The organism is Myroides sp. LJL119, from assembly GCF_054871605.1.
In genome coordinates this window covers 79,936-104,625 of the sequence record NZ_JBTXLO010000008.1, presented here as the reverse complement: position 1 = coordinate 104,625, position 24,690 = coordinate 79,936, and the positions used below count along the sequence as shown (strand labels likewise).

General features: G+C 31.2%; 14 protein-coding genes. 3 read left to right on the top strand and 11 right to left on the bottom strand.

Translation table 11 applies throughout. From position 1 onward, the window contains the following. Positions 1–15 precede the first annotated feature (15 nt). On the top strand, positions 16–1,743 hold the full coding sequence (locus tag ACYSNV_RS09770; protein WP_461762379.1) for an ABC transporter ATP-binding protein: 1,728 nt from the start codon (positions 16–18) through the stop codon (positions 1,741–1,743). 268 nt (positions 1,744–2,011) lie between these two features. Here ACYSNV_RS09770 and ACYSNV_RS09765 read toward each other — a convergent pair whose 3' ends face one another. The 5 genes from ACYSNV_RS09765 to ACYSNV_RS09745 form a co-directional block, all read right to left on the bottom strand. Beyond that, positions 2,012–2,257 (bottom strand): putative quinol monooxygenase, encoded by a 246-nt coding sequence (locus ACYSNV_RS09765; protein ID WP_461762378.1) that lies wholly within the window; start codon positions 2,255–2,257, stop codon positions 2,012–2,014. A gap of 99 nt (positions 2,258–2,356) precedes the next feature. After that, positions 2,357–3,109, bottom strand: coding sequence for a helix-turn-helix domain-containing protein (locus tag ACYSNV_RS09760; RefSeq protein ID WP_461762416.1), 753 nt, complete (start codon positions 3,107–3,109; stop codon positions 2,357–2,359). A gap of 530 nt (positions 3,110–3,639) precedes the next feature. Continuing rightward, positions 3,640–4,332, bottom strand: a complete 693-nt coding sequence (locus ACYSNV_RS09755; RefSeq protein ID WP_461762377.1) for a macro domain-containing protein — start codon at positions 4,330–4,332, stop codon at positions 3,640–3,642. Continuing rightward, on the bottom strand, positions 4,323–9,734 hold the full coding sequence (locus ACYSNV_RS09750; protein WP_461762376.1) for a DarT ssDNA thymidine ADP-ribosyltransferase family protein: 5,412 nt from the start codon (positions 9,732–9,734) through the stop codon (positions 4,323–4,325). Before ACYSNV_RS09750 ends, ACYSNV_RS09755 begins: the two co-directional genes overlap by 10 nt. A gap of 1 nt (position 9,735) precedes the next feature. Continuing rightward, the gene (locus tag ACYSNV_RS09745) at positions 9,736–13,809 is read right to left on the bottom strand and encodes an AAA domain-containing protein (protein ID WP_461762375.1); all 4,074 of its coding nucleotides are present in this window, start codon (positions 13,807–13,809) and stop codon (positions 9,736–9,738) included. Between the two features lie 185 nt (positions 13,810–13,994). Here ACYSNV_RS09745 and ACYSNV_RS09740 point away from each other — a divergent pair, with 185 nt between their 5' ends. Next, the gene (locus tag ACYSNV_RS09740) at positions 13,995–15,551 is read left to right on the top strand and encodes an IS1182 family transposase (RefSeq protein WP_461762374.1); all 1,557 of its coding nucleotides are present in this window, start codon (positions 13,995–13,997) and stop codon (positions 15,549–15,551) included. Positions 15,552–15,818: 267 nt separating this feature from the next. Here the strand turns inward: ACYSNV_RS09740 and ACYSNV_RS09735 are convergent, their stop codons facing one another. Further along, entirely contained in the window at positions 15,819–16,547 is a 729-nt protein-coding gene (locus ACYSNV_RS09735; RefSeq protein WP_430527729.1) for an HNH endonuclease, read from the bottom strand. Between the two features lie 190 nt (positions 16,548–16,737). On the opposite strand from ACYSNV_RS09735, the gene ACYSNV_RS09730 reads away from it, so the two are divergent. After that, positions 16,738–17,577, top strand: a complete 840-nt coding sequence (locus ACYSNV_RS09730; protein WP_461762373.1) for a tyrosine-type recombinase/integrase — start codon at positions 16,738–16,740, stop codon at positions 17,575–17,577. A gap of 448 nt (positions 17,578–18,025) precedes the next feature. On the opposite strand, the gene ACYSNV_RS09725 is transcribed toward ACYSNV_RS09730, so the two are convergent. The 5 genes from ACYSNV_RS09725 to ACYSNV_RS09705 form a co-directional block, all read right to left on the bottom strand. Continuing rightward, entirely contained in the window at positions 18,026–18,712 is a 687-nt protein-coding gene (locus ACYSNV_RS09725) for a DUF4145 domain-containing protein (RefSeq protein ID WP_461762372.1), read from the bottom strand. A gap of 172 nt (positions 18,713–18,884) precedes the next feature. Beyond that, positions 18,885–20,462 (bottom strand): hypothetical protein, encoded by a 1,578-nt coding sequence (locus ACYSNV_RS09720; protein ID WP_461762371.1) that lies wholly within the window; start codon positions 20,460–20,462, stop codon positions 18,885–18,887. A gap of 236 nt (positions 20,463–20,698) precedes the next feature. After that, entirely contained in the window at positions 20,699–22,630 is a 1,932-nt protein-coding gene (locus ACYSNV_RS09715) for a DUF3732 domain-containing protein (protein WP_461762370.1), read from the bottom strand. 2 nt (positions 22,631–22,632) lie between these two features. Further along, positions 22,633–23,127 (bottom strand): three component ABC system middle component, encoded by a 495-nt coding sequence (locus ACYSNV_RS09710; protein ID WP_461762369.1) that lies wholly within the window; start codon positions 23,125–23,127, stop codon positions 22,633–22,635. Continuing rightward, a complete protein-coding gene (locus tag ACYSNV_RS09705; protein ID WP_461762368.1) occupies positions 23,124–24,302 on the bottom strand; it encodes an ABC-three component system protein in 1,179 nt (392 codons plus the stop codon). The genes ACYSNV_RS09710 and ACYSNV_RS09705 overlap by 4 nt, the downstream gene beginning before the upstream one ends. Positions 24,303–24,690: the final 388 nt, after the last annotated feature.

Below are 24,690 nucleotides of genomic sequence, written 5' to 3'. Positions count from 1 at the left end.
GAAAATGTAGAAAAAATGATTAAAAATATAAAATACGTAACCTCTTTAAACAAAAAAGATACAAAAAAAACTATCTTCTGGCAATTAGTTCAAAGTATCTTTACCTCTGCTCCCACAGTTATATTACTGATTATTGTATGGGAATTATTTGAAGCTAAGCCCAACAAAACATTGATATGGACCGTTCTTGGTATAATGTTACTGATGATGATTCTACAGTATATTGTATCTTCTAAAGTCATGGTAAGTACGAATATATGGGTGTATAATCTCTCCAATAAATTAAGAATAAACATGGGTAATCGCATGCAGAAATTTTCTCTAGGATTCTTCAAACAAAAGGATCCAGGAGAAATAACTTCTGTTGTCTTACAAGACGTGGCTAATTTTGAGATTATTTTTGGACACAGTATAGGTAATATTGCCTCAGGGGTATTTGGAACACTAATTCTCTCGGGCGTATTGTTTTATTATGACTGGAGGTTAACTCTGTGTTTATTGGCTGTAATTCCTTTAGTTGTACCCTTTTTAAGAATAGCAAATTACATTATAGCAAAAACAGGAAAAAAATTAGTCTCTGCTCGAAATGGTGTGGGCGCTAAATTTTTAGAGTATGTACAAGGTATTCGTCATTTAAAATCTTATGGTCAAACAGGTGATAAGCATAAAGGGTTAGAAGATTCTTTTAAACACCTTAAAAGACTGAGCATTAAGATGGAGTCTTTACCTGGACCACTTGTTATCACAGTAACTATTCTTTTTGAGGTAGGTTTTATTTTAATGGCAGCTTTAGGATTGTATTACCTTATGAATAACAGTATAACCGTTCCTATACTTATAACATTTTTAATATTAGGTTATGCATTATATACCCCTTTAAAAGTGATTATGGTAGATTATTTATCCCTAAGTTCTATGAATGAAAGCCTTAATAGAGTTGTTGAGGTTTTACAGAATCCTATTATGGAAACTGCTAAAGAACTAAAACCTACTAACTATGATATTACATTTGATAGAGTAAGCTTTGGATACTTAAAGGGACAAAAAACAATTGATGATTTAAGCTTTAAAGTTCCTCAGCATTCAATGCTTGCATTAGTTGGGCATTCAGGGTCAGGAAAAACTACCATAGCCTCACTTATAGCTCGTTTCTGGGATGTTAATCAAGGAGCGATAAAAATAGGAGGCATAGATATAAGACATATCAACACAGATTACTTCTATTCTCTTATTAGTGAAGTGTTTCAGGATGTGTACTTATTTGATGACACTATATACAACAACATTAAAATGAATAATGATAATGTATCTGAAAAGGATGTACTTGATGCCGCTACTAAAGCCATGGTTATGGAATTTGTCCAAGACCTACCCCTTGGTCTTGACACTGTAGTAGGTGAAGGTGGTAATAAGTTATCTGGAGGACAAAAACAACGTATTAGTATCGCTAGGGCACTACTAAGAAAAGCACCTATAGTACTGTTAGATGAAGCTACTGCTAGTTTAGATCCTGAAAATGAAATCTACATTCAACAAGCTATACAGCAACTAGTAAAATCGAAGACAGTTATTGTAATTGCTCATAAATTAGCAACTATTCAAAATGCAGATCAAATTATCGTTTTAGAAAAAGGACAAATATTAGAACAAGGAACTCATAGTTCACTACTAGATAAAAAAGGCAAGTATTTTAATATGTGTCATATTCAACAAAAATCTGGCGGTTGGAAAATAACACATTAAACTAGACTCAGTCAAAAAAGCACATAAGACTTACAATTTAAAGACAGTATTATTTCATTATAAAAGTAAACCTGTTTCAATCAGTGCTAGATTCGCGCATAATACTATCCATATCTTTTATCTTACGTTAAGAGGGGTTACCAAAAGGTCACCCTCTTTTCTTCTTTTTACCTTTTTGTGGTGTACTCCAACTAATATTAAATCAAAATATCGGACAATTCTCTTTCCATATTTCGGTTTTAAAAGTGTCTAACTTTTAGGGGGCAGTCTACAATTCAGGTGCATTTTCCATTAACGCCTTTGCAATCTTACCACCAAGATGTGCTTCTCTGCCTTCTTCATCTGAAAAAGTGTCAAAAATGCCAAATGTAGAAGCGTCAATACAGAACGCATACCATGTAATAGTACCCGCTTCTTCATTAGTAAGTGGCAATGCACTTGTAATAAACTCTTCAACATTTTTTTCTTTTCCAGCTTTTGCTTCTAGTCGAACTAATAATCCTAATTTTTTCATGTCTTTTTATTTTTTAATTAAACCAATTTGGTTTTAACAAATTTAGCTCATTTAAGCTTGTGAGTCTTTTGTATTTAGTTCAAAACTTATGAAAAAAGGTCAAGTTTTCATAATGTTTTTTGGACTGTAACCAAATTCATTTTTAAAGGCTGTGCTAAAATTTGATAAGCTATCATAACCAAAGTCCATATAGATTTCTGATGGTGTCGCTTCATTATTAAGCAATAACTTTTTGGCTTTGTTGAGCCGTTTTAGTTGAAACCATTTTCCTGGAGACTCTTGATATAATTGTGTAAATTTTCGCTTAAAAGTAGACAGGCTCATATTGCATAGAAAAGCGACCTCATCAATATTCAAACTCGTGTACAGATTTTTTTCAATAACCATTTTAAAAGATAATTCTCTTTCGTTGATTAACAAAGAATGTAGATAAACAAAAAAACTTTGCCCATACTTATCAACCAGATACAGCATAATTTCTTCAAATTTCAATTCCAGAATCTTTTGAGAGATTGTTTGATTCAAGCCATAAATTTGTTGAATAGAATTAATAAAATGGATAATAAAATTGTCTTTTTGCATAAGGAAATAAGGACTACTGGTAGCTGCTTTATTAAAGTCATTTGGATTAAATAAATGCCCATATTTCAATAAAAAATCATTAATGTTTTTTTGAGAAAAGAAAAAGAGTAGGCAACTATAACTATTTGCCCCAACAATTTCTGTTGTTAAAAAATTCCCCGACGCAAGGAGCAAGGATCGTGTATGATCTATTGAAACGATGTCATTAGAAAAGTGAATGTCCTTTTGTCCGTCCAACAAAAAACTGAATACATTTTTGTTTAGGTTAATCTTATTTTTGGAAACATGTTTATAAACCTCGTAATTAGCAATTTACAGGTCTGATGTGCCCGTGTAGTTACTTTCAAATAAATGTTCGGGAAGATTTGTAATGTCCATAATAGTGTTGTTTTAAAAAAACATTTTGGCATTGTAAATATATTAAATTTATATTTCAAAAATCGTTTGCTCAAGTTTGGATAAAGAGGTCGTTTAGCCTTGCACACAACGGCCACGTATATGAAACGTTTGGCATTTCGGAGAACAAATCTGTCAAGCCGCTACAATTTACATTAAGTGTAACTGCTTTAAAATTAGCACTATCCGCCAAATGTTTTATATACTTTGTTAGCTGCTGGTGTTCAATCATTATCAGTCTTTTATAATCATTAATCCGCTCAATCGAAGCACTGCTGTTCCCGAAGAAATTAGTTTTTAGGGTCGGCAAAAAAGCGGTGGCAAACAGACAAGCTCTATTGCATTTTTTGGTCAAGCGTTGGCTCGTGTGAATTGCAATTGTGCTTGGCTGTGTGTGGAGGCGTTTAATCAAATAATGTTGGTTGTTCATTTTTATTATTCATTACGAATTGAAAACACTTTTCCATAGTCTTAATACCTATACCTTTTTCGTTAATTAATCCTATCATTGATTTGACTGTACCAGACTCAACCACTTCGGTTACCTTCTCAATTTTATCCTTCCTGATACCCGTTTTTAATTTGATTTCTTCGGAACTTAATTTTGACCAATTAGAAGCAAAATATTCATACAAGTCATCTACTGCTTCTGGCACGTATTCATATATTTCTATGTCTATTTCGCACTTGCCTAAATATTCTTCCATTAAATTCAGAACAGTATCTTTATCTAGTCCACCATTATGAGTTCCAAGCAGTGGAAAAGCAATAGAAGTAATACCTTGATCTTTATAGGTTGAACAAAATTTCTCTAACCCTTTTTCGAGGTATTCAATTTTACTTGGATATTTCCAGTGAAACTTTGTTGGAAAGTTCAAAACCCAAGGTGCATTTTCTTCACCTTTGTAAAGCCATAGCTTTCCTATTCCAATCAGCTTTGATTTGCAGTGATCCCTATACAAATCAAACATTTTAGGATATCTCAGTTTAAAAACAAGAGCGATTCCTTTGCCCATTACTCCAACACAATTGACTGTATTTACAATCGTTTGAGACTTAGAGTTAAAAATATTTCCTTTTATAAATTTTATTGCCATTTTAAAATTTCGTCTTTAATTCTATTGTACATTTCTCTGTATTTATCCGAGAATTTTAACAGGCCGGCTTCCTCATCAAACACTTTCTGTCCACTTTCATAGCTAAATAAGTGTTCTAGAAATTTATAGCCACCTGCATCTGCGGTGTAAGCTGCTGTATCACATTGATAGTAAATGATCAATTCATCGAATAATTTTGATGGAGATGTGTTAAGAGCTTTTGTTGCTTCAACAATCAATTGAGTGGTAGATTCAGCATCCTTTTTTCCTTGAAAGTATTCTCCCATAATATCCCCATTTAGTAAAAATTGAATTTTCGACAAATCATAAAGGGAGTTGGATACTTTACCCCAAATGCCGTTTAGTATTTCGATACTATGAGTATATTGATCATTCTTATTTCCTAGCTGAAATGCTCTTGGTTTACCTATGTCATGAACCAATAAAAAGAATCTGAAAAAAGCTCTTTCAGGCTCATTAAATTGAGTTGCAAAATATTTGTCAAATTGGTTAAGAACAAGGTTTGTATGATCCCTTAGGATGTAGTGCCTTACTTTAGTGTTATAAGTCTCGACAAATGAAGGGCTTAATTTACACAGTTCATCAATTGATTGAGGGTAGTATGACAAACCATTTAGATTTGATTTTTCAATATTCTGAAAGCCATTTGCACTCTTGCTTTCTCCACAATACTTTATTATTTGCCATGGTTCCTTATTTGTGACTTGGTCTTTAAAAGTAACCTTCAAACAAGGCTCAGATTCAAACTCAATATTGATGCCAGGGTAAAAGCGAATAGTATCACCATTTTTCGATAATACTTGACCAGAGTTGATTCTGTAAGTCCCTTTCTCAACTTCCATTTCAAAATAACCTGATCTATTTCCATTACCATTATAGTTTGCTGAAACAGTTACAGAATTCCCATCAAGATTATACTCAATCTGTTTATTGTTATTCAAGTAAATGTCATCGTCATAATCTGCAATTCTTATTTTCTGAATGACATTAGGATAATCTTTCAGAAGGTGTTTCAACTGAAACAAGTCTGATTGGTTTCGGACTAAAATCTCGTAATTATGTATATCTGAAAAATCAAATTGATCCCTTACTAAAAATTCCTGTTGAGACTTATTCATGTACGTTTTCCAATCTCCATCAGAGGTACTTTGAATTGTGCTATAAACATCATTAAAATCAAACAGGTTGTACATTTCACTTACTGTGCCAATTCTTGCCCAGTTAGTTTGAAGATTACCATTGCTTATGTAACACTTCTCCAATTGATTATTGAATATCTCATCAATTGAAAACTTAAAAAATACAGGTATTGGGCATTTCGGCAATCCAAGGTTTAGTGCCTTATCAAAGTCAGATTTCCATACTTGTTCCCAATTACCATAATGATTTTTTGTCCAGCCATATCTTCCTGATTCATGATCTTTACCCAAACATTCATTATAAAACTGAGTAGGAGTTTGTGGTCTAAAGTAGAAGCGAGCATAATCATGAGCATCATGTCTTCGATTCACTACATCACCAGCAGCATCACTGAAGTCGCCACCAATTGTTGCTTTATTACGACTTAATATTTGGCATTTTTTAATAATATCAATTGCATTTTTAAGATGTGTAAAATGATACACGTATCCCGCCCAATTACTACGCTGTTTTTTAAGATTATAAACGAATCTCTTATGAATATTCTCTTTAAGATAGTTTTCTATGTAAAGGCTTGTTTCGTAGTCTATTGTAGGATTGTTTTCTAAACCTTCAAAATCTATAAAATCTGAGTGTTTTTTAATCAAAGGTAATTGACCACTAAAATCAGAATACATAGACAAAACTTTCCAGTCTATAAAAGACCTAAAATTTTCAAGTATATGATCACTCATTACAATTTTAGTTGTAACATGCTTCCAATCCAGAAAGTATTTGAATTCGTTAAGAATAGCAACCTCTGCTTTGAAGCTTGAAGCTGAGGAAAGAGTTGCCCAATTGAGATAGTCTTGATACTTCCTTAAAATTAATTCTGAGTTTACGTCAATTTTGTTCGACTTAATAAGAATATTCCAATCCCAAAACTCTTTATAATTATCTAACAAAATTTCATTTTCAAAGTTCAGGTTTTGATTACTAGAAATAGTGGACCAAAACTCCTTCGAATCTTTAATAGAAGAAGCAATTATGCCAATCGTCTTTTCATTACAATGTAAATTGTTCGAGCTAAGAATATTATCCCAATTAACAAGTTCCTTGCTGCTTAATATTCTTAATAAATTCTGATCAAAAATTAATTCACTACTACTTGATATAGCATACCAATCCCAATCCCTGTCTGCTAACTCTACAATAGTTGAGTTAGCAAGCCACTCTTTCGATGAGAAATGGTTCCAATCAAGATCCTTATCTCTTAGTAACAGTAAGTCCTCATTTGTAAACTTGATAACAGGATTATTTGATAAAATCTTCCAATCCCAAGGTTTCTCCAACAATTCATTTAGTAAGATTTCCTTCTCAATATTTAAACTTTCGTTACTAGATAGCGCTTTCCAATCCCAATTTTTATCATTGAACTTATTCAGTATTTCAAAATCAAGCAAGGCATCCTTGCGATTAGAGATGACTTCAAAATTGATAAACCACTCGAATTTTTGGAATAAGCGTTCATTGAATAAAACCCCATCTTTATTTTTTGTAGTAAGAAGTTTAGATTTTTCAGAAGATAGAATGTCCCAATCCCATTTTTGTCTAAAGTAATTTACAATGCTCTCGCTACGAGTAATATTATCAAGCTTCGACAATTCCTTGAAGTCCCAAAGCTCAGCAAATTCTGACAAATAGGATAATACATGATTTTCCCACTGTTTTCTAGTGCCATATATCTCACGGTCGTTCCTGAAAAAACCATTTAAAAATAAGTTACAAGATAGTAATGACCAGTTAATTCTTTCTTTATATCTTTTAAGCGTATTAAGGTCTAAGGATATTTTATTTGAAGAACTAATACTATTCCAGTCCCACTTGAATAAATCAATATTATCAGTAGTATTGATAGCACTCCATATAGAGTGAGAAGGATAAATGTCTGTAATAAACTTCCAAGATTTCTCACTTACTTCATCTGGAGCTTGTGAAATCAAAGCTGCAATTTCTGATAGCCTTCCATCAATTTGTAAATCCTCTGGATCGAAATATTTTTCAATCAATATTTTCCAATCCCAATACCCTGAAAAACCTACTAATGCCTCATTATCTACAAGATCTTCATCAATTGCTCTTTCAGTAACATTGTTCCAGTCCCAAGCAAAATCAGGTGATTCAAACACATCCTCTACTTCAAAGCAATTAGTTATTTCAGTCAATAAAGAACTAAAAGAAGGAATGCTTTCTACAAGATTAAATATCTCTTCAATATTCTCTTTAACAAAAGATTTCGGTGTTTTTGACCAAATTTGTTTCCAATCAATTTCATTTGAAATACCAAGGTATAAATCTTCAAGCACCACATTTGTTTCTATTATATCATCAAAATTAAATAGCTTTGAAATTACAAGTGACAGGTCTTCAAGCTTGCTTTCCTGATCTAGCGGAAAAAGACTTCTTAAATTTGATTTAAGTGTATTCTTATCAAATACATGAATCGCTGAATTAACATCTAATCTATTTTTATTCTCCTCGAAGAAGTTTTCTTGGTTTACTAATCGACTATTTTTGGAAATTGCTGCAAAGTCCCATTCAAACTTTAATTCTTCTATTATCTTCGAATCGGATATATTACCGCTCAAATATCTTATCGCCTCGCTATATCCCCATCTTTCCTCGAATGTTCTTACGGTGTCTATTGACCAGTTTTGAAAAGGATTTAACTCGAAACCGGGAGCAACATCATTCCCCCAATATATTAGCTCGTGGTTGTCTAGTATTTGCAGTTTCGTTAGGCTAAGATCACATTTTGAAAATCTATTAAGGATCTTATTATCATCAGAAAACGATGCTAAAGAGATTGCTTCTTCAAAAGTGTCAGCATTACAATCATAGCTATCTGAAATGAAACGTTCAATTAAAATCTCAAAATTCAAATTCTGTTTAAGAGCTGAAAAATTCGCTTCAATATCAGTCAAGCTTAATTTCTGAGAAACCAATATATGGTTCCATGGAGCATCCGAATATTCTAAAAGGTATTCAAGAAGTTCACTTGAATCATTAGTTGATATGTAACTTGTAATGTTTGGTAGTTGATTAAAATTCTGCTTTATGAAGTCCTTGTCGACTTGTTTATAGAATTTGTAAAGGTCAATACCTGGCAACTTTACAATACTGGAAACATGGTCTTTAAAATCATCTAATGTTACTCTATCTGTTAAAACATCTACATCCCAAGGATACTTATCAATATTTGCAAGTATAAATTCAAGATTCAGACGATTGGTTAATTCAAGCCAATCAAACTTATCAATATAGTCATTTATTACATTTTGAATTATGGAGATAGGAGCCTTTGAACTTATTAAGTTCCAATTGACCTCAAATTTTTCAAGCAAATCAATAGAGCTATTATCCCATAAAACATTTGGTCTTTCAAGTACATCACTCCAGACAATAATTGAGACAAAATCAGTTAAATCTTCAATTAAAAAATCCTCTTTGGATTCAACCAACCTCTTGCAATAGATTTTTAGTTTGAGGTAATCCGCTTTTAAATTGTTCGGAGTTTTATTAATTTCTTTTGATAGCTGTTCATGAAGCTTGGACTCATACAATACATCAATAGAACTGTTACTTTCGGTAAACTCTAAATCTGTCTGAATCAACCCTAAGTTTGAAAGTGGCTCAATACTATCAAATATTATCTCATCATTTTTGTTTAATCTATTCAGGTGAAATTGGTTAACGAGATTATGGTCTGGAGTTTCTAATTCGGTTAAGTCCCAAGCTTTATCTAGATTCTGCTCATTTGTTAATCTAACTTCAACACCAATTTCTATAAATGTGAAGTTGGATGCTTCGTTCGAGAGCTCAATATCAAAAAACTCCGGAATTTGAATGTTCCCTGAGTAAAATGAATATTTTAAGTCGTCTGTTATTGCTTTCTCTCCCCAAAAAGTTAATTGAATACCTTGGCTGTTGTATTCGATTAAATGACTGGATTTTAGATCTTCAAGGTATGATTCAAACAGTTGTATTTCAGCAACATCTTTTCGTATGTGAAGATCAGTATTATCTTCAACAGCAAACCCTAAAACAGCTCCTAGCTCAATAAACCCATAACTACCATTATTTTGGTTAATCAATCCTAGTATTGCCTTCTCGTGTTTTTCCAAAGGCAAAGCACGTCTAAAAAGAGTTTTATACCCCTTTAGTCTAATTTTTATTGGCTCTATAATAGATATACTTTGCATACTAAATTTTAATAGGTTTTTGACCATCAAAGCCCCAAACTTCTCCTTGAGGATGATTCTTTATTGTTTCAAAAACATTCTTATAGATTTCTTTTTTACTGAAATGTTTAGAATTTCCAACCACGATTAATAAACGTTTAGCTCTCGAAAGGGCAACATTTAATCTATTAGGAGATTCAGCAAAACCAAGACTTTCATTCTGTGCGTACCCATTTTCAGGATACATCTCAAAGTCTGCTATTTCATTTTCTGATTCAGCGATATTGTTACTTCTTACAAGAGATACTATGACGATATTTCTCTCCATTCCTTGAAATCTATCAACAGGAGACACTCTAACGTCAATACCTTCAGGAACATTTTTCTTTATTAGCCCGGCTTGTGCTCCATAAAAAGTAATTACACCTAATTCCTTTTGATCCTTCTCATTATCTTTCCAATGATTGATGAATGTGGAATAATTTTCATTGGACGTTATAATATTAATTATCCATTCAATTGCTTTAACTTCTCCAGGATTGATTCTACTTGTCCCTTTTTTAATTTCCGGAGTTTGTACATCAAACCACATTACATGTGTATCCTTTTTCTTGGTAATACCATGATATCTGGACATAGGGTTGTTGAGATTCGGATCATCTACAGAATCCAATGGAAGTCCACATTCCAAATCTTTTCCATCCTCGAAATCACCTTTATAGAATTGTTTGATAGTCTCATTAATAGCAGGGTGCATTCTATACTGAGTATCGAATGTTGATTTGAGATTAGCATCAATATTTGTAAAGAGTTTTTCAAAGTGTGAATGCTCAAAACTTTCTCTATGCTGCTTAATAAAGCGAATAAGCTCAGTGATTTTCTTGACTTGCTTATCGTCCTTACTTTTGTCTTTTAGATAAACCAAGCTTTCAATAAACTCGTTAGTGTCAACCATTGGAGGTAATTGCCTATGATCTCCTATGATCACAGCTTTTTTCCCGAAAGTGAAAGGAAGTGCCAGTTCGGGCGGAGAAGCCTTAGAAGCCTCATCCTGAATGGCTAATTCAAATTCAATCTCTTTGCTTTTAAGAGTACTAGCAGATGACTTGCTTGGAGAGGACTTAAATCTCTCAAATTCATCGGGATAAAAAACATTGGAGTAGTCTTGAAAAAACCGAGTAAACTTTCCTTCTGAGTTTATTTTCCCTATTGAACTACATGTAGCTCCAATTACATTACAGTTTTTCACATAAGAAGAATAAACATTCTCTCTAAGTAATTGACCTTTCTCAGACAAGTGCTCTTTCCAAAGTGCAATAAACGTATCATTGCTTTGGTTTGTACATCTGCTGTTTATTAAATCAACCCACTCATCTAAAATCAAAGAATCATTGGCTTCCCATTCATTTTTTTTCCAGTAGTTAATAGCTTCCAATGAAAACCTTCTTCCTTCATCATCAAGTTTTTCCTCGCTACCAAATCGTATTGGCTTCATTAACAGGTGCGACTTGCTTCTAAGTTTATCCAATGCATTATCTACTGCTAAATTGGTTTCAGAAGTAACTAATATTCTATATCGTTTATCGCTATCATTATTTACTAAATGTTGCCAAATCAATTCTGCAATAGCTGTTGACTTGCCTGTTCCCGGTGGTCCCTGTACGATAAATAGATCGTCACTTAATAAGCATTTTACTATTGCTTCTTTTTGCCTTTCATTGACATAAGGGCTTAATAGGTCATTATTTACCTTTTGATATAAGTCTTGGTATTCGCTAGTACGGGTAATATCTCCATCAATAAATGATTCTAATGAGGATGAATCAATCAGAGCTTGTTTCAGGTTCTTATTACAAATTGAATTACCAGAATCAGAATAAATTTTCTCAACGGCATCTCTTAACCGCTTCACTTTATCTTTTTCACCCTTTAAGGCACTTTTTACTGTTAGATAAGTACCTTCTTCTAGAAGGCTTTTGTCTTCCACTAGAAGTGTTAAGTTGGGATAAGAAATGGATTTTAAAACGCCCAAAGTCTCCCTTGAATCAACAAGGGTTAATGGCTCACCTTTAAGATTGTCCAACTTTTTATGTACTTCTTCCTTGTAGCTTTCTTCATCAAACTGGAAGTAGTATTTTATTAATCCTTTATCAAAAGCATCCCAATTCAATTGCATGTTGTCTTGGGTAAAATTACCGGCAGTATTCTCAATATTAGCTCTAACAATAGGTAGTAAACTAATATCCGACATCAACCCATAAACCTTTAGCTGATTACCTGATTCATTGAGAAATGTTTTGGTAAAGTTCAGCTTATCCAATTTTTCCTTGACTTGGAACAAAGGAGTTATATTGCCAAAAGTTACTTTGTATTTGTGATCGTCTCTAAAGCCTAAATAGTTCAAAGAATCATAGGTGTCCAACTTTTGTAGTTTTTCATCTAGTTCCTCCTTCGTTTTAAAATCGAATGAAATAGTCTCTGCATCTGAACTTATCTGAAATTCTTCATAAGGAATAACTTCTTTAATATGTTCAAAGAACCTTTGTTTATCAATTCTAAAAATGTGCTCATGAACAATCTGTATATGTTCTTTTCCAAAATATCGTTTGAGGGTATTAAGAAAAAAGAAGATTTCAAATTGCAAGTCACTTAATGAAATGGATGCAGAAAATGTTTGGATGAAAACATTGTTATCTGGGTTTGGTAATATTACACCTTCAAGATTATGTCTGTCCTCTGATTTGTAATAGATCTTTCTTTGTTTTCTAATCCGTTCAAATTTGTCAAATTCATCCGGAGTAATTGTATAAGATACGAGATGAAATGAATTTGAATAGAAGGTGTTTTCCTGAAAAGCTTCAAACACTTCCTTTTTAAGAAATACATCCTTTAAATGGATTTGCTTAAAGAAACCTTCTACCTTGAAAGGATCTAATCCAATATGTTCCTTTAGATACTTTACTGCAATATCAAATTGCTTATTTATAAAGCTTTCGCTAACATCAATTTTAGAAATTGCACCTAGAATATCTTCTCTGAAAACTTCCTGATTCGTTTCCAATTCTGAATCAATAAGTTTCAACTCGTCAAGAGTTAAAAATTGAGTTTTACCCAAGTTTTGTTTTACCGGTACTTTTTTTGTTCTAGGCTGATTACTAAAATTAGTTTGGGTAAAAACAGTATTGAGACTTATTTCTGGAACCCTACCAATTTCATTATTTAATATTTCAATTAGCTTTTTTCTAATTTCTCCAATTTCAGCTTCACTAATTTTCTCATGTAGCCTGACATTAATCTTGTTTCTTTTCTTGGAATGAGTGATACCTAAAACCTTATCGGAAGCAAGCGAAATTTGGATTGGTGTTGAAATTCCTTTAACAGAAAATAAGTATTCAACAGAATAGTTATCGCCCCATTCCTCTAGTGTTTTCCTTTTAAGATAGGTTTCATCCAATACCACAATTTTCCCATTGTTTTTCTCCTTATATGTGGAGCTTGGATAAACTCTTCTAAGGTGATGGGCTAAAGACTTCTCTTGTGGTTGAGCCTCTTCCTTTACGACATGTTCCTTTAAAAAATCTAATAAAGGTGTCTTATTGTATTTGAAAGTTCCAGAGAAAGCTGGCTTTGATGAAAACTCAAAATGATTTGAATCGGCAAAGGATTTCAAATCCTCTATTTCAGAATTATTTATTGCCTCGGATGATGGATATAAAAGGTGGTTATCCTGATAATTAACATTCTCTTTCTTTAAACTTGGAAAAACCTTTAATAACCCTTCAAATATTTTACCCTTCTGATTGGTATCAATATATCTACAAACAACAGACGAATCATTTTTAGCCTCCAATACCTTAATATCGAAGGGCTCTGAATACTGATTAGTCAATATATCTAAAGCATCTATATATGATTTCCAAACTTCAAAATCTCTCATATGCGACTCTTTTTGAGCGCAGGTAAAAATTGCACTCTTTTGCAAATTTTGGTCTGTGGGCTGGCTTGTGTGATTTGCAAATGTGTGCAATGTGCGTGGGCTTTCCCAACTGTCCCTAAGGGCAGAAGAGCGTGGGCAAAAACTAATTTTTTCTTGCACCAACCTTCAATCAATGAGCCAATATTTTCTATCCGTTTTTTCAAATTTTATAATTAGGTTTCAATGTTGCAGTTTCTTTTTTTTTTCACTTGCAGCTAACGTCAGTTTGTGAAAAAAGTACACAAACTATTTCAAATATAGTTATTATTTCTTAAATTCATAGGGTATTAATAACGCAATGTTTTATGCCAATTATCAATGGTTTAGACAGACACCAACTTACATCTTCTAGTTTAGAAGCTACAATTGCTACAGATAATGAAGTTCGTTTTATAGATGCTTTTGTAGATAAATTAGATCTTCAGCAACTAGGCGTTCGCTCTTTAACTTCCTCGGATAAAAAGAAAGAAGGTCGGTCATCTTTTAGTGATGCTTTATTTCTCAAACTCTATCTTTACGCTTACCTCAATGGCATTCGCAGTAGCAGAAAGCTTGAGCGTGAAGCCATCCGAAATATAGAACTACAATGGTTGTTGCAAGGGCTTCGTCCCAATTATCATTCCATTGCTGACTTTCGTAAAATCAATGCGGCAGCACTACAAAATCTATTTAAATTATTTGTTTCCTTTATGGAAGAAGCAGGATTAGTAGGCGGAAAAGTAATTGCTGTAGATGGCACCAAAATTAGAGGCAACAACAGCAAGAAGAATAATTACAACCCTAAAAAGATCCAACGTCATTTGGATTACATAGAACAAAAAAGCAAGGCATTATTAGAAGAGTTTGAGCGGACCGATGCCTGTGAAGATGAAGCGATAAGCCTTGGTGATGTGCAAGAAAAACTAGCTCGATTACAGCAACACAAGATAAAATACGAAACCTTACAAGATCAGCTGACTCAAGGCCAAGAACCACAAGTAAGTACAACAGATCCTGATGCCAGAGCCTTATTAGTAAGAGGAGTTGTGGTAGAAGTGGGTTATAATGTACAGGCAGCCGTAGATCAGGAACATAAATTGGTAGTGGCTACACACACCATTAATCGCAATGATAAAAATGCCTTGTATGCTATCAGCAAAGAAGCAAAAGATAATATAGAAGCAAAAGAATTAACGGTCTTAGCAGATAAAGGTTACCACACCGGAAAAGAATTACAAGCTTGCCAACAAGCCGCTATAGATACAATTGTAGCCCGTCAAGAGCTGGTCAACAGCAATACCAAAGGCACTCAGCCAAATTATATGGTTCAGCACTTTGTATATGACGAGGCATCAGATACTTATACCTGCCCAGCAGGACAAACCTTGCATACTACAAGTAGATTACACCGCAAAAAGCGTGATAATGATGTTAGTTATCAGTTTAAGAAATACCGAACAGGAGCTTGTCAAAGTTGCTCAGTGCAACACTTATGTACAGGTCGTCATGATGGTCGAAGGGAGATAGAACGCAGTGAATATGCCGCATATGTAGAAAAAAACAAAGAAAATTACGAATCTAATCCAGCATTATATCGTCAGCGACAAGAGATCAACGAGCACATCTTTGGCACCATCAAGCGACAATGGAACTTGTATTACACAAACCTTCGGGGTTTAGAGAAAGTCAATGGAGAATTGGCTTTGATCATGTTAGTTTACAACATGAAACGGACTTGCAATATCTTAGGCTTTGAGCAACTGATGCAAAAACTGCAAAGTTGGACACCAAAGTACCCATACGGTACTTTATCACCAGAAAATCGACTTCATAAACGCTTCAATAAGACACTTTATTTTTCAAGTCGATTATTGTGCGCATAAAAACAGGTACTTCTAAAAAACCTTATAGTTAAGTTTTTAACCATCCTAATGGATCTTTCTTTACAGAAAAAGACTTTTTTCACTGCCTGACGTTTCTGGGCTTGGCGTCAGTGGCGGAAATTGAAGCGAAAAGTTTCAATTTAGCGACACGGTAAGCAAAAGCCAATTAATTGAATAAATTTAAGAAAAAAGTCAATATAATTGGCTTTTTGCGGAATAGAAAGCCGAAACTTTCAATTTCTCCCTTAACCCGACATTGCGTCAAACCTATGTTACCTGTAGTATTTGTTTTAGTTCATCAATAGTGTATGCTGGTTTTTTTCTGTGTAACATATTGTGACAGTTGGGACAAACAGGTACTAAATCTTTAATTGGGTCTACAGAATATTCTTTTCCGATTGTTGAAATATCAACAACGTGATGAACATGAATAAAGTCTTTACCAATTGGACCAAAAACATTTTCAAAATTGAAATTACAAACTTGACAATTTAATCCGTAATATTCAATGCATTTTCTTCTGGCAACCGCATTGCGTTCGAAACTATTTACTAAAATTTGTTTAGTTTTACCTTCAGAATATTTTATATCTGATTCAACTTCGTCAGCATATTTTATCTCTTCAAAATCATTCTTTATAATCTCATAAAAGTTATTGTAAATTTCACGTCTACTTTTTATAGGACTACCTGTTAAATCTTCATAGTAGTCAAAATGTTGAGACAAAGATAATAGTGCATTTTTTAAACCTGATAAACCATTTTCTTCTAAAATTTTTTCTAGAAAATATTCTGTAGCGTAAACATTTGTTGTTCTGGTAAATAATTTTCCTTGGATTAGATTAGAATAGAAGTAAATATAATCATGAGCAGAACTTTCTTTCATACCCATTTTTTCTAAGATTGAAATTCCATCAAGTCTAGTTATTTTCTTCTCAAATATTTGTTTTCCTATTTCAAATGATTTTTCAACCATCTGATTTGTTATTGTAGCCATATTCTGTTAAATATTACAGGTAACATCGGGTTTCACGAAATAAAAGATATTGTGTTTCGTGAAATAACACCTATATGCGCATTTCGTAAAATCTGTTACTAATATAATTATTTTTTTGTAAATTAGATACTTAGTAAATTGTTTTTTGTGGATAGCGAAACAAAATAGGTTCAATTAGATTTATTTAAGTATGGATAGCGAAACAATATTAAAAACTTTACATGACCGATTGCAAGTGCAACGCTATGCCAATAATACGATAAAATCGTATTGTGGTTTTGCACAAATATTCTTAGAGTATATGAATAAATATTGTACGCTCAACGAAATACCTATTGCTGAAATAGAGGGTTTTATTAATGAAAAAGTATTTCAAGACAATATTAGTGCATCTTATCAACGCTCTTTAGTTGGGGCAATTAAGAAGATTTATAAGTTGGTCAATACTCAAACGATAGAATTGAATTATTTATATCCTAAACGAAAATCAACCCAACTGCCTACTTTCTTTTCTCAAGAAGAAGTAAGAAAAATATTAAATGCTACAGAAAATTTAAAGCATAAAGCAATTCTTACCACTATTTACAGTTGTGGATTACGCTTAAGTGAGTTAATAAATCTTAAACTAACCGATGTAAAATCCGACAGTAATTTACTGTTAATACAACAAAGCAAAGGGAATAAAGATAGGCTAGTAGCTTTACCTGATAAGGTATTAAGTTTGTTTCGAGAATATTATATTGAATATAAACCCAAAATATTTTTATTCGAAGGAACTAATGATGAGCAATACAGCGAAAGAAGTGTTCAGTTAGTTTTGAAAAAGTCAATGAAAAAAGCCAATATTGCAACAAAAGGCAGTGTGCATACTTTGCGTCATTCGTACGCCACACATTTAATAAAAAGCGGAATTGACATTCGGGTTGTACAAGAATTATTAGGACATAGTGATATTAGAACAACCATGATTTACACTCATATTACAGATATAGATAAGAAATCGACACCAAGTCCATTAGATTTTTTGTAACCTAAAATAAAAAACACCCAACTTTACATTTTTAGGTGTAAAATTGGGTGTTTGTGCTTTAACTGATTAAGTATCAGTATTTATTGCGGAGAAAGAGGGATACCCTCTTTTACTCTGTATGCTTTATAAATAGGGATGTTCACTTTTTTAAATTGTTGTGAGCACCTTATTCGGAAAGTTTTAAACTATGATTAGAATCGTTTGATTCTTATGTAAAGATAAACAATAAATTTATTCATCGTCTCTAGGCGCTCAAACGGGTAAATATTTTAAATTTCATAAATCTAAATTAGAACTGACATAGTTTATGTCATACCTACTTAAAGTTATAATTAAAATATTTTATATTATTACTTAGAAAAATTTCTGATATTCTGTTAAACAGGCTTTAATCTCTATCTTCACTAGCAAGAAAAAAGTTTAGTAAGAGTTATTAGATAGAAGTCTTTTACTTTCTTTGAGGAGTATTTTCTTTTATTTCATTAAGGCTTCTATCAACAATTTCAGATTCCAGTAAATTTTCTACAATATTTAGGACTTGAAATAATATTTTTTGGTCGGGTTTATAACCCCTGTGAGCAGAAGCATTTCCAGCATCAATTGCTGTTTCTAATACTTTAGCTTTAGATTTGGTTATAATACTATTTTCAACAAGTTTATTTATTTTTTGTTTAAAATTTCCTATATCTCCAATTTTTTCTACGATATAAATATCTAATAAAGTTCTAATTCCTGTTAAAGCTAATGTAAATAAATGTTCATTTACAGCAATGTAAACTTCTCTCAAAATATCAATATATTTGATTGGAATATTTACAATCCAATTAGGAGTATTTCTTATTGGCTTCCTTGGAAAATAAAATATTTGATCAGTTTTTTCAAATGGCTGAGCGCTTCTCAAAATATGTTTAAAATTAATTTTGTCACAACCTTTACATTTGGTTAAATACCATAAATTACCTACAATTTCCCATATTGATTTTGCATCATCACCTTCTTCATTTCTTAAAACAATTTCTCTTGGACTAATTTCTATATCATTAAACAAAATATCTTGATTTGTTTCATTATTACAATTATAACAATGAGTTTTAATAATTTTATTTTCTGAGTTCAATTTTTCTTCAGTATTCAATTTATAAGATATTTATAAGGTTACTAGCATCATCCCTACGCTAGCACTTGAGGAGGTTACGAAGTTCTGAATTGATTATTTTAGGTTAAAGATATAATTTCTTGTTAGATCTAAACATACATTCACTAAAAATGTGGTATTAGTTGTCAAACGACAACTAATTATTAGATTCTTATTCATTCAATTCAAAATATTTTTCTAATGTATTTAATGTATATATTGATTTAACAAAAATCCCCTCTAAAACTTTGGTATAATTATCACTTTCAATTCCGAAATAATCAAGTGCTTTTTTACAATCTTTATTTGTTTCACTGAATGTATGAGCAATTAGTCCAGATCTTAAATTTTGAAGATTTCGTAAAAACTCAAACATATCAGGTACGTTCATTCCTTTTGATTTTAAAAAAGACTCAAATTTTCCAATACCTCGGATTTTTGAATCTAAATTCAAATCTTTTGCTAATTCTTTTTCATTTAATCTGTCAATAGTTAATTTTACAATAGTTAAAGTTTGTTCACAAAATGCTTTGACATTGTTAGATGTAATTTTATGCAATGCTATAAATAGATGGCCGTCCGTTTTAGATAATGGTTTATACAATTCCCAACCAAACTTTTTCTTCCATTTTTCATTAAAACTTTTGTATTTTGATTTGAAAAATAAATCAATCGCTTCAGGCTGTTTTACGCATTGACCTTCTATCATTGTTCTATAATAAGTTCGACTAATATTCATTCCATCTTTTGGAGCAATATTATATTGTTTCCAATGAAATTGCTCCATTTCTGGAAGCATTCTTAAATTAGTAAGAAAAACAGGAATATATTCATCTACATTATTATCTATTTTTAATCTAAAAAATTTCGAACTAACGCTAAAACCATCAACTTGATATTTATTAGGTTCATTATAATATTTATTTAAAACCTCTTTTTTAAAATAAGTAACTTTAAAATGGTTTCCATCCGTTTCTCCACAGTCTTCATAAATTAATTCTCCTTCATCATCAATGCCAATTATGAAACTTTCATTTTTTGATTCTTCAAGGTCAAAGTGTGATTTTTTCGTATTATTTGGTTTAATGAAAACTTTTCCCATTATCCAACTTTGAGTTTTACCAGAAACGCTTCTAATTAAATGATTGTAAATAAGATTATTTTCCTCAATTAATTCGTCTTTGTGTTTAATATTCCAATCTGAAGGTATGTGTTTTAGTAACCTCATAAAGTCATATGAAACGACAAAATTCATATCTCTTATAGTAATATATTCCTTTATATATTTGATTTTAACCTTAATCAAGTTTGGTTCAATTATTATGACTTCATCTAATTCTCCATATTCATTTACGTAATAAAATATGCGGTTTTGTTTATCATTACCTTTTTCATAAAGTTTAAAGTATAGAACAAATTCTTCTGCAACGTCTATGTAATTTACTGATGAATCTTGCAATGAAAAACTTTTATAGAATAAAAAAGGTTCCAATCCTTCTTCATCATTAGACTTATATGAGTAATCTCCATATACAGATGGTTTTCCTTCACTTCCCAAAGAAAGTGGCCAGTTATAGTCATCATTATATTTTTCAACTTTATCGTTTGATATTAGACAGCAATATATTCCAGTAGTGTTATCTAAATCTTTTGAGTCGTTTTCATATATTTTTAACCAACCATTCTTGATTAGAAATTTAGATTCAATTTCTTTTTTTTTGTCCTCTAAGAGGAAATAATTTTTTTCCATTATTATTGACTTCAGATTGGTTTTGATTTGTAGTTAATGTTTCGAGACTTGGTACACTTGACTAAAATTAAAAGCAATAGTTTTAATGTCGTGCAAAGTAAGCCAAAGTATTTGTTTGATAATAATTGCTAAAAAATCTGCATACTTAGCTTTATTAGAGATAGAAAAACAAAATTTCAACTTTAATTCTCCCTGTCTTTTTCGGCAATATGATGTTAGATATTATTCTAGTTTTATTAATTCAGTTTTTCCCATTCTTCAGGTATAAGTTTTAATCCATATCTCCAAATTTCGTTTACAGATTTCTTAAATCTGTCATTTTGTAAATATGCGTGATCTGTAATAATAACCTGAAGATTAGGAGATAGTGATTCTACTACATCAAAAATGAAATCGAACATTTTATTTACAGCTAGTTCATCAGCACTAACATCAACTAAATCATTAGTTTTTTCTGGTGGATAATAAACTTGTGTCGGTTGGTCAAAAATAATAAAACGGGGTACAGGTCTATTATTTTGTATAAAATGTTTATGAAGAGCTAATGTTATTAATAAATGATATGCAACCCAATTAGCTCCACTTCCAATTTGAGGAAGTGCAATTGGTTTATTATCGGTATCAATAAACATCGTTAACTTAGATAAATCAAATCTTATTGGTGAATCTTGATATTCGACATCAAGATTTTCAACCCATTTACTCATTTGTAGATTTATTTTATTTAAAATTGACAGTAATTTATCTTTTTCATTATCACTATCGACTTTATTTTCTAGTTCATTTATTCTAAATCTCAAGTCATTTATTTTAGATGTTATGCTTTCATCTTCAATATCCGTATCAATACTCTCAAGAAATAAACTAATACGGCCAATTACCTTGCCTCTTCTTATATTTAAATCTCTTAGTGTTTTTGCTTTTTCATCTTCAATGTATAATGCTGTAATACTTTTTTCTATTTTTTTTAGCTCACTTTCTATTTTGTGATAACTACTTTCAACAGATTCAATGTATGCTTGAATCCTAGGATTTTCTGCCTTTGTAAACTTCAAGTCATTCCTTATATTTTCTAAGGATTGATTTATATTCACAATTGTAGGAATTGCGATTTCCAAAGTACTATCACATAATGGACAAATGTCTGGATTGAATTTAGAATTTTCGGAATACAATTTTATAGATTGTAATCGAATTTCTTGTTGTTTAGCTTCTTTTGAATATCCAAATGAATTTTTTAAATAATCCATCGCTGCTTTTCTATTGTCAGAAATTTTTCCTAATTCAATTTTTAATTCACCTCTTCTATCAATTAAATCTTTTAAAGCTGAATTTTCACCTTTAGCTTCCAAAGGTTGGTATTCCCATTTGGAAGCCTGATTCAAATATTGATATGCTTCAGATTGACTTTTGGGAGAAATAGATTTTTCTAGAATACCTATCTCTTTTGCTTCATCAATTAACGAATATGCTTGACTTATTCCTTCTAATTTTATTTTCTCAGCTTCTCTTTGTTCTCTATTTAACCTATTTAGTTGTTTTTTTAGCTGAGTTATCTCACTTTCAATTAAAAGAGAATCTTCATTAACAGCCCCTAAAAAATATGGAAGTGTATCCTTAATAGATTGAGGAACAAATTCTTTATTTTGGTTATAAAACAGTTGATATGGATCAGCTACTAAATATTGAGGTTGATAGCTATAAAATCGAGAATGTTTGAAATTTGCTTTTAATGGCTCTCTTGTTAAAGAGTCTGGTTTATGAAGATTTTCAGAAATACCAGTTTTTCTAGTTAAAAACTCTTTTAGAGTCTCAACATTTAAATTTGAGTTTATATCATTAAACTCTGGAATTACATCACCAATATTACGAATTAATTGAACAGTAGTAGATGCAAGTATACCTTTAATATTTGGATTTTCTCTCGCAATGAAAACCGATTCATCATCTTCAAAAGTTATAATTACAGAAAAATATGATACAGTATCTCTTATAATTCCTTCTGGTATGTCACATCCTGAAGAGGCTAAACAATAATTTATTATTTCAATTAATGCTGATTTTCCAGATTTTGATTCACCTGTAATAATATTTACTTTACCTAAATTAAATGGCAAAATTCTTTTTTCACCTTTTAGACTATATAGGATTACTTTATTTATTTGCATAATTAAGGAGTTATTCTAAGAAATGAATAGATAGATTTTACATCACTAGTAAAAGAAAGCCACTTACCTAATAATTGTGCTTTTTTCAAAATGTCATTATATTCTTCATATTCTTCATCTCTAAATTTTTTTACTTTATTCATATCTGTTTCTATCTCACCTTTTTTGTTAATAGATATTCTATTGTAGGCTAATAAAAAACTTATTGCTTCTTTTGTATACTTAACCATACTCTTAGATCTATCAGAAAAATCAAAAAATAAATAGTCATTATTTTCTACCCAGACAAAGAAGTATGTTCTTACACTTCTTGGTAATTTGTCTCGAGTTTCTTTATGTAACAAAATAGGTAAAACGATAAAAGAAAATGCAAATGGAAATTTAGTATTAGTATGTTTATTGTATTCCATTGCAACTACTCTAATAATCTCTCCACAGAATGCAGGATTAAATAAATTTGCTACAATAGTATTTCTATCTGTCCAATTTGTTCTCATAATTCTTTTTCAAAGTTTGGATGCCAACCAATTTTTTTTTCGTCTGATAAAATTTGATAGCTACCTCTAGTTAAATAATCTTCATTAAATTTTTCTCTAATTTTAATTTGCGGACAACTACTAGCAAACTGTGTTAAATAAAATTCTTTTCCAAGTTTTTTTAATTCATCATCTACTTTGCCATCTGCTTCATCGCTCATTAAATCAAAAATATTTTTCCAATAATCTTTTAGTCTTTTATCATATTCTTCTTCCTCTTCTGGGTTTAGAAGTTGTAATCTTAACCATTTTGACCTTTGTTCAAACGCTCTTCTAAAATCGCTTATTGCGCGTTTAACAGTTCTTGAATTTAATCCAATTGAAATAAGTTCCAATTGTTTTAAAAGGTTTTTTTCTTTAAAATTATTTACATCTTCATCAGATATTTCCATTTGTTCAGGAAAATGATTTGGTAAATTATCGGATTGAAACGAATCTCTTATACTTGATATTTTAATTTGCAATTCTTCAGATTTTATAGAGTCTATTTCTCCCATTAAATTTTTAATTGCTTTACCTAACCACCATCCATCAAGTAATTCAAGAAAGGCATCTAACTGATTAGGATAACAAGAATGAATAAGCTCTTTCTTTATTTTTGCATCGATATCAGATATATCAACAGAATTATCGAAAATTCTAATACGTTGGATTAACTTTTTTTTACTTTCAATACATAATTTTTGATATTCTTCTCTACCTTTTTTTGTTGAATCATTAGTAGAGGAAACAGCTATTAAGTCCAATTTCTTAACTATATCCACTAATTCAGCATCATTAAGTACATTTTCTTTTAATTTATAAAGGATACTAGTTGGTGGAATATTTTCAGTTGTTATTAAATTTAAAACTGTCTGATCAATATCAATTGTACCATCATATATATACTGTGACCATATTCTAATTGTTTTCCAAAAGTCAACACTAGAATCGGTCAAGTTTGCTTTACTTTTAATATGAAGTTTTGTTTGATAGAGGTTAGTTGTATTTATATCTGTTATATCAATGTCATCTAAACATTCAATTTTTAAAATGGGCTTTTCTAAAGTTCGACTATTTTTTAAAAGAAGTAGTAATGCATATTTAATTTGATAAATATATCCTAATGAGGGTTCCTTAGCAGAGAAATCGGTCATATTTTAAGACTTTACTTTTTTGGATTGCACCTAAGCTACGGATAGCTAAACAATTATACAACATTAATTTTATGTTCAAACATATTAAAACTTTTTCTAATTCTATTACGGAAATCCGTAAACCCCTCAATATTTTGAGTCTATCTATTATTTCAACAAAAAACTGACGACTTCGGAGTAGTTTTCCAGCCCTCTGCAAGAGCAAGTCGTTTTGATGGCACGAATGTAATTTCGAGTGCCTCAAAACATAACTTGCTGTTACCTTTGCGGTAACTTTTTCAACATATTTACAATATGTTTTTTATAATGTGAATACTATTTAAACCCCTATTAGTTAACGCCAAGTATGCCACTTAAATACCTTTTATTCATTCTTTGTCTATATCTC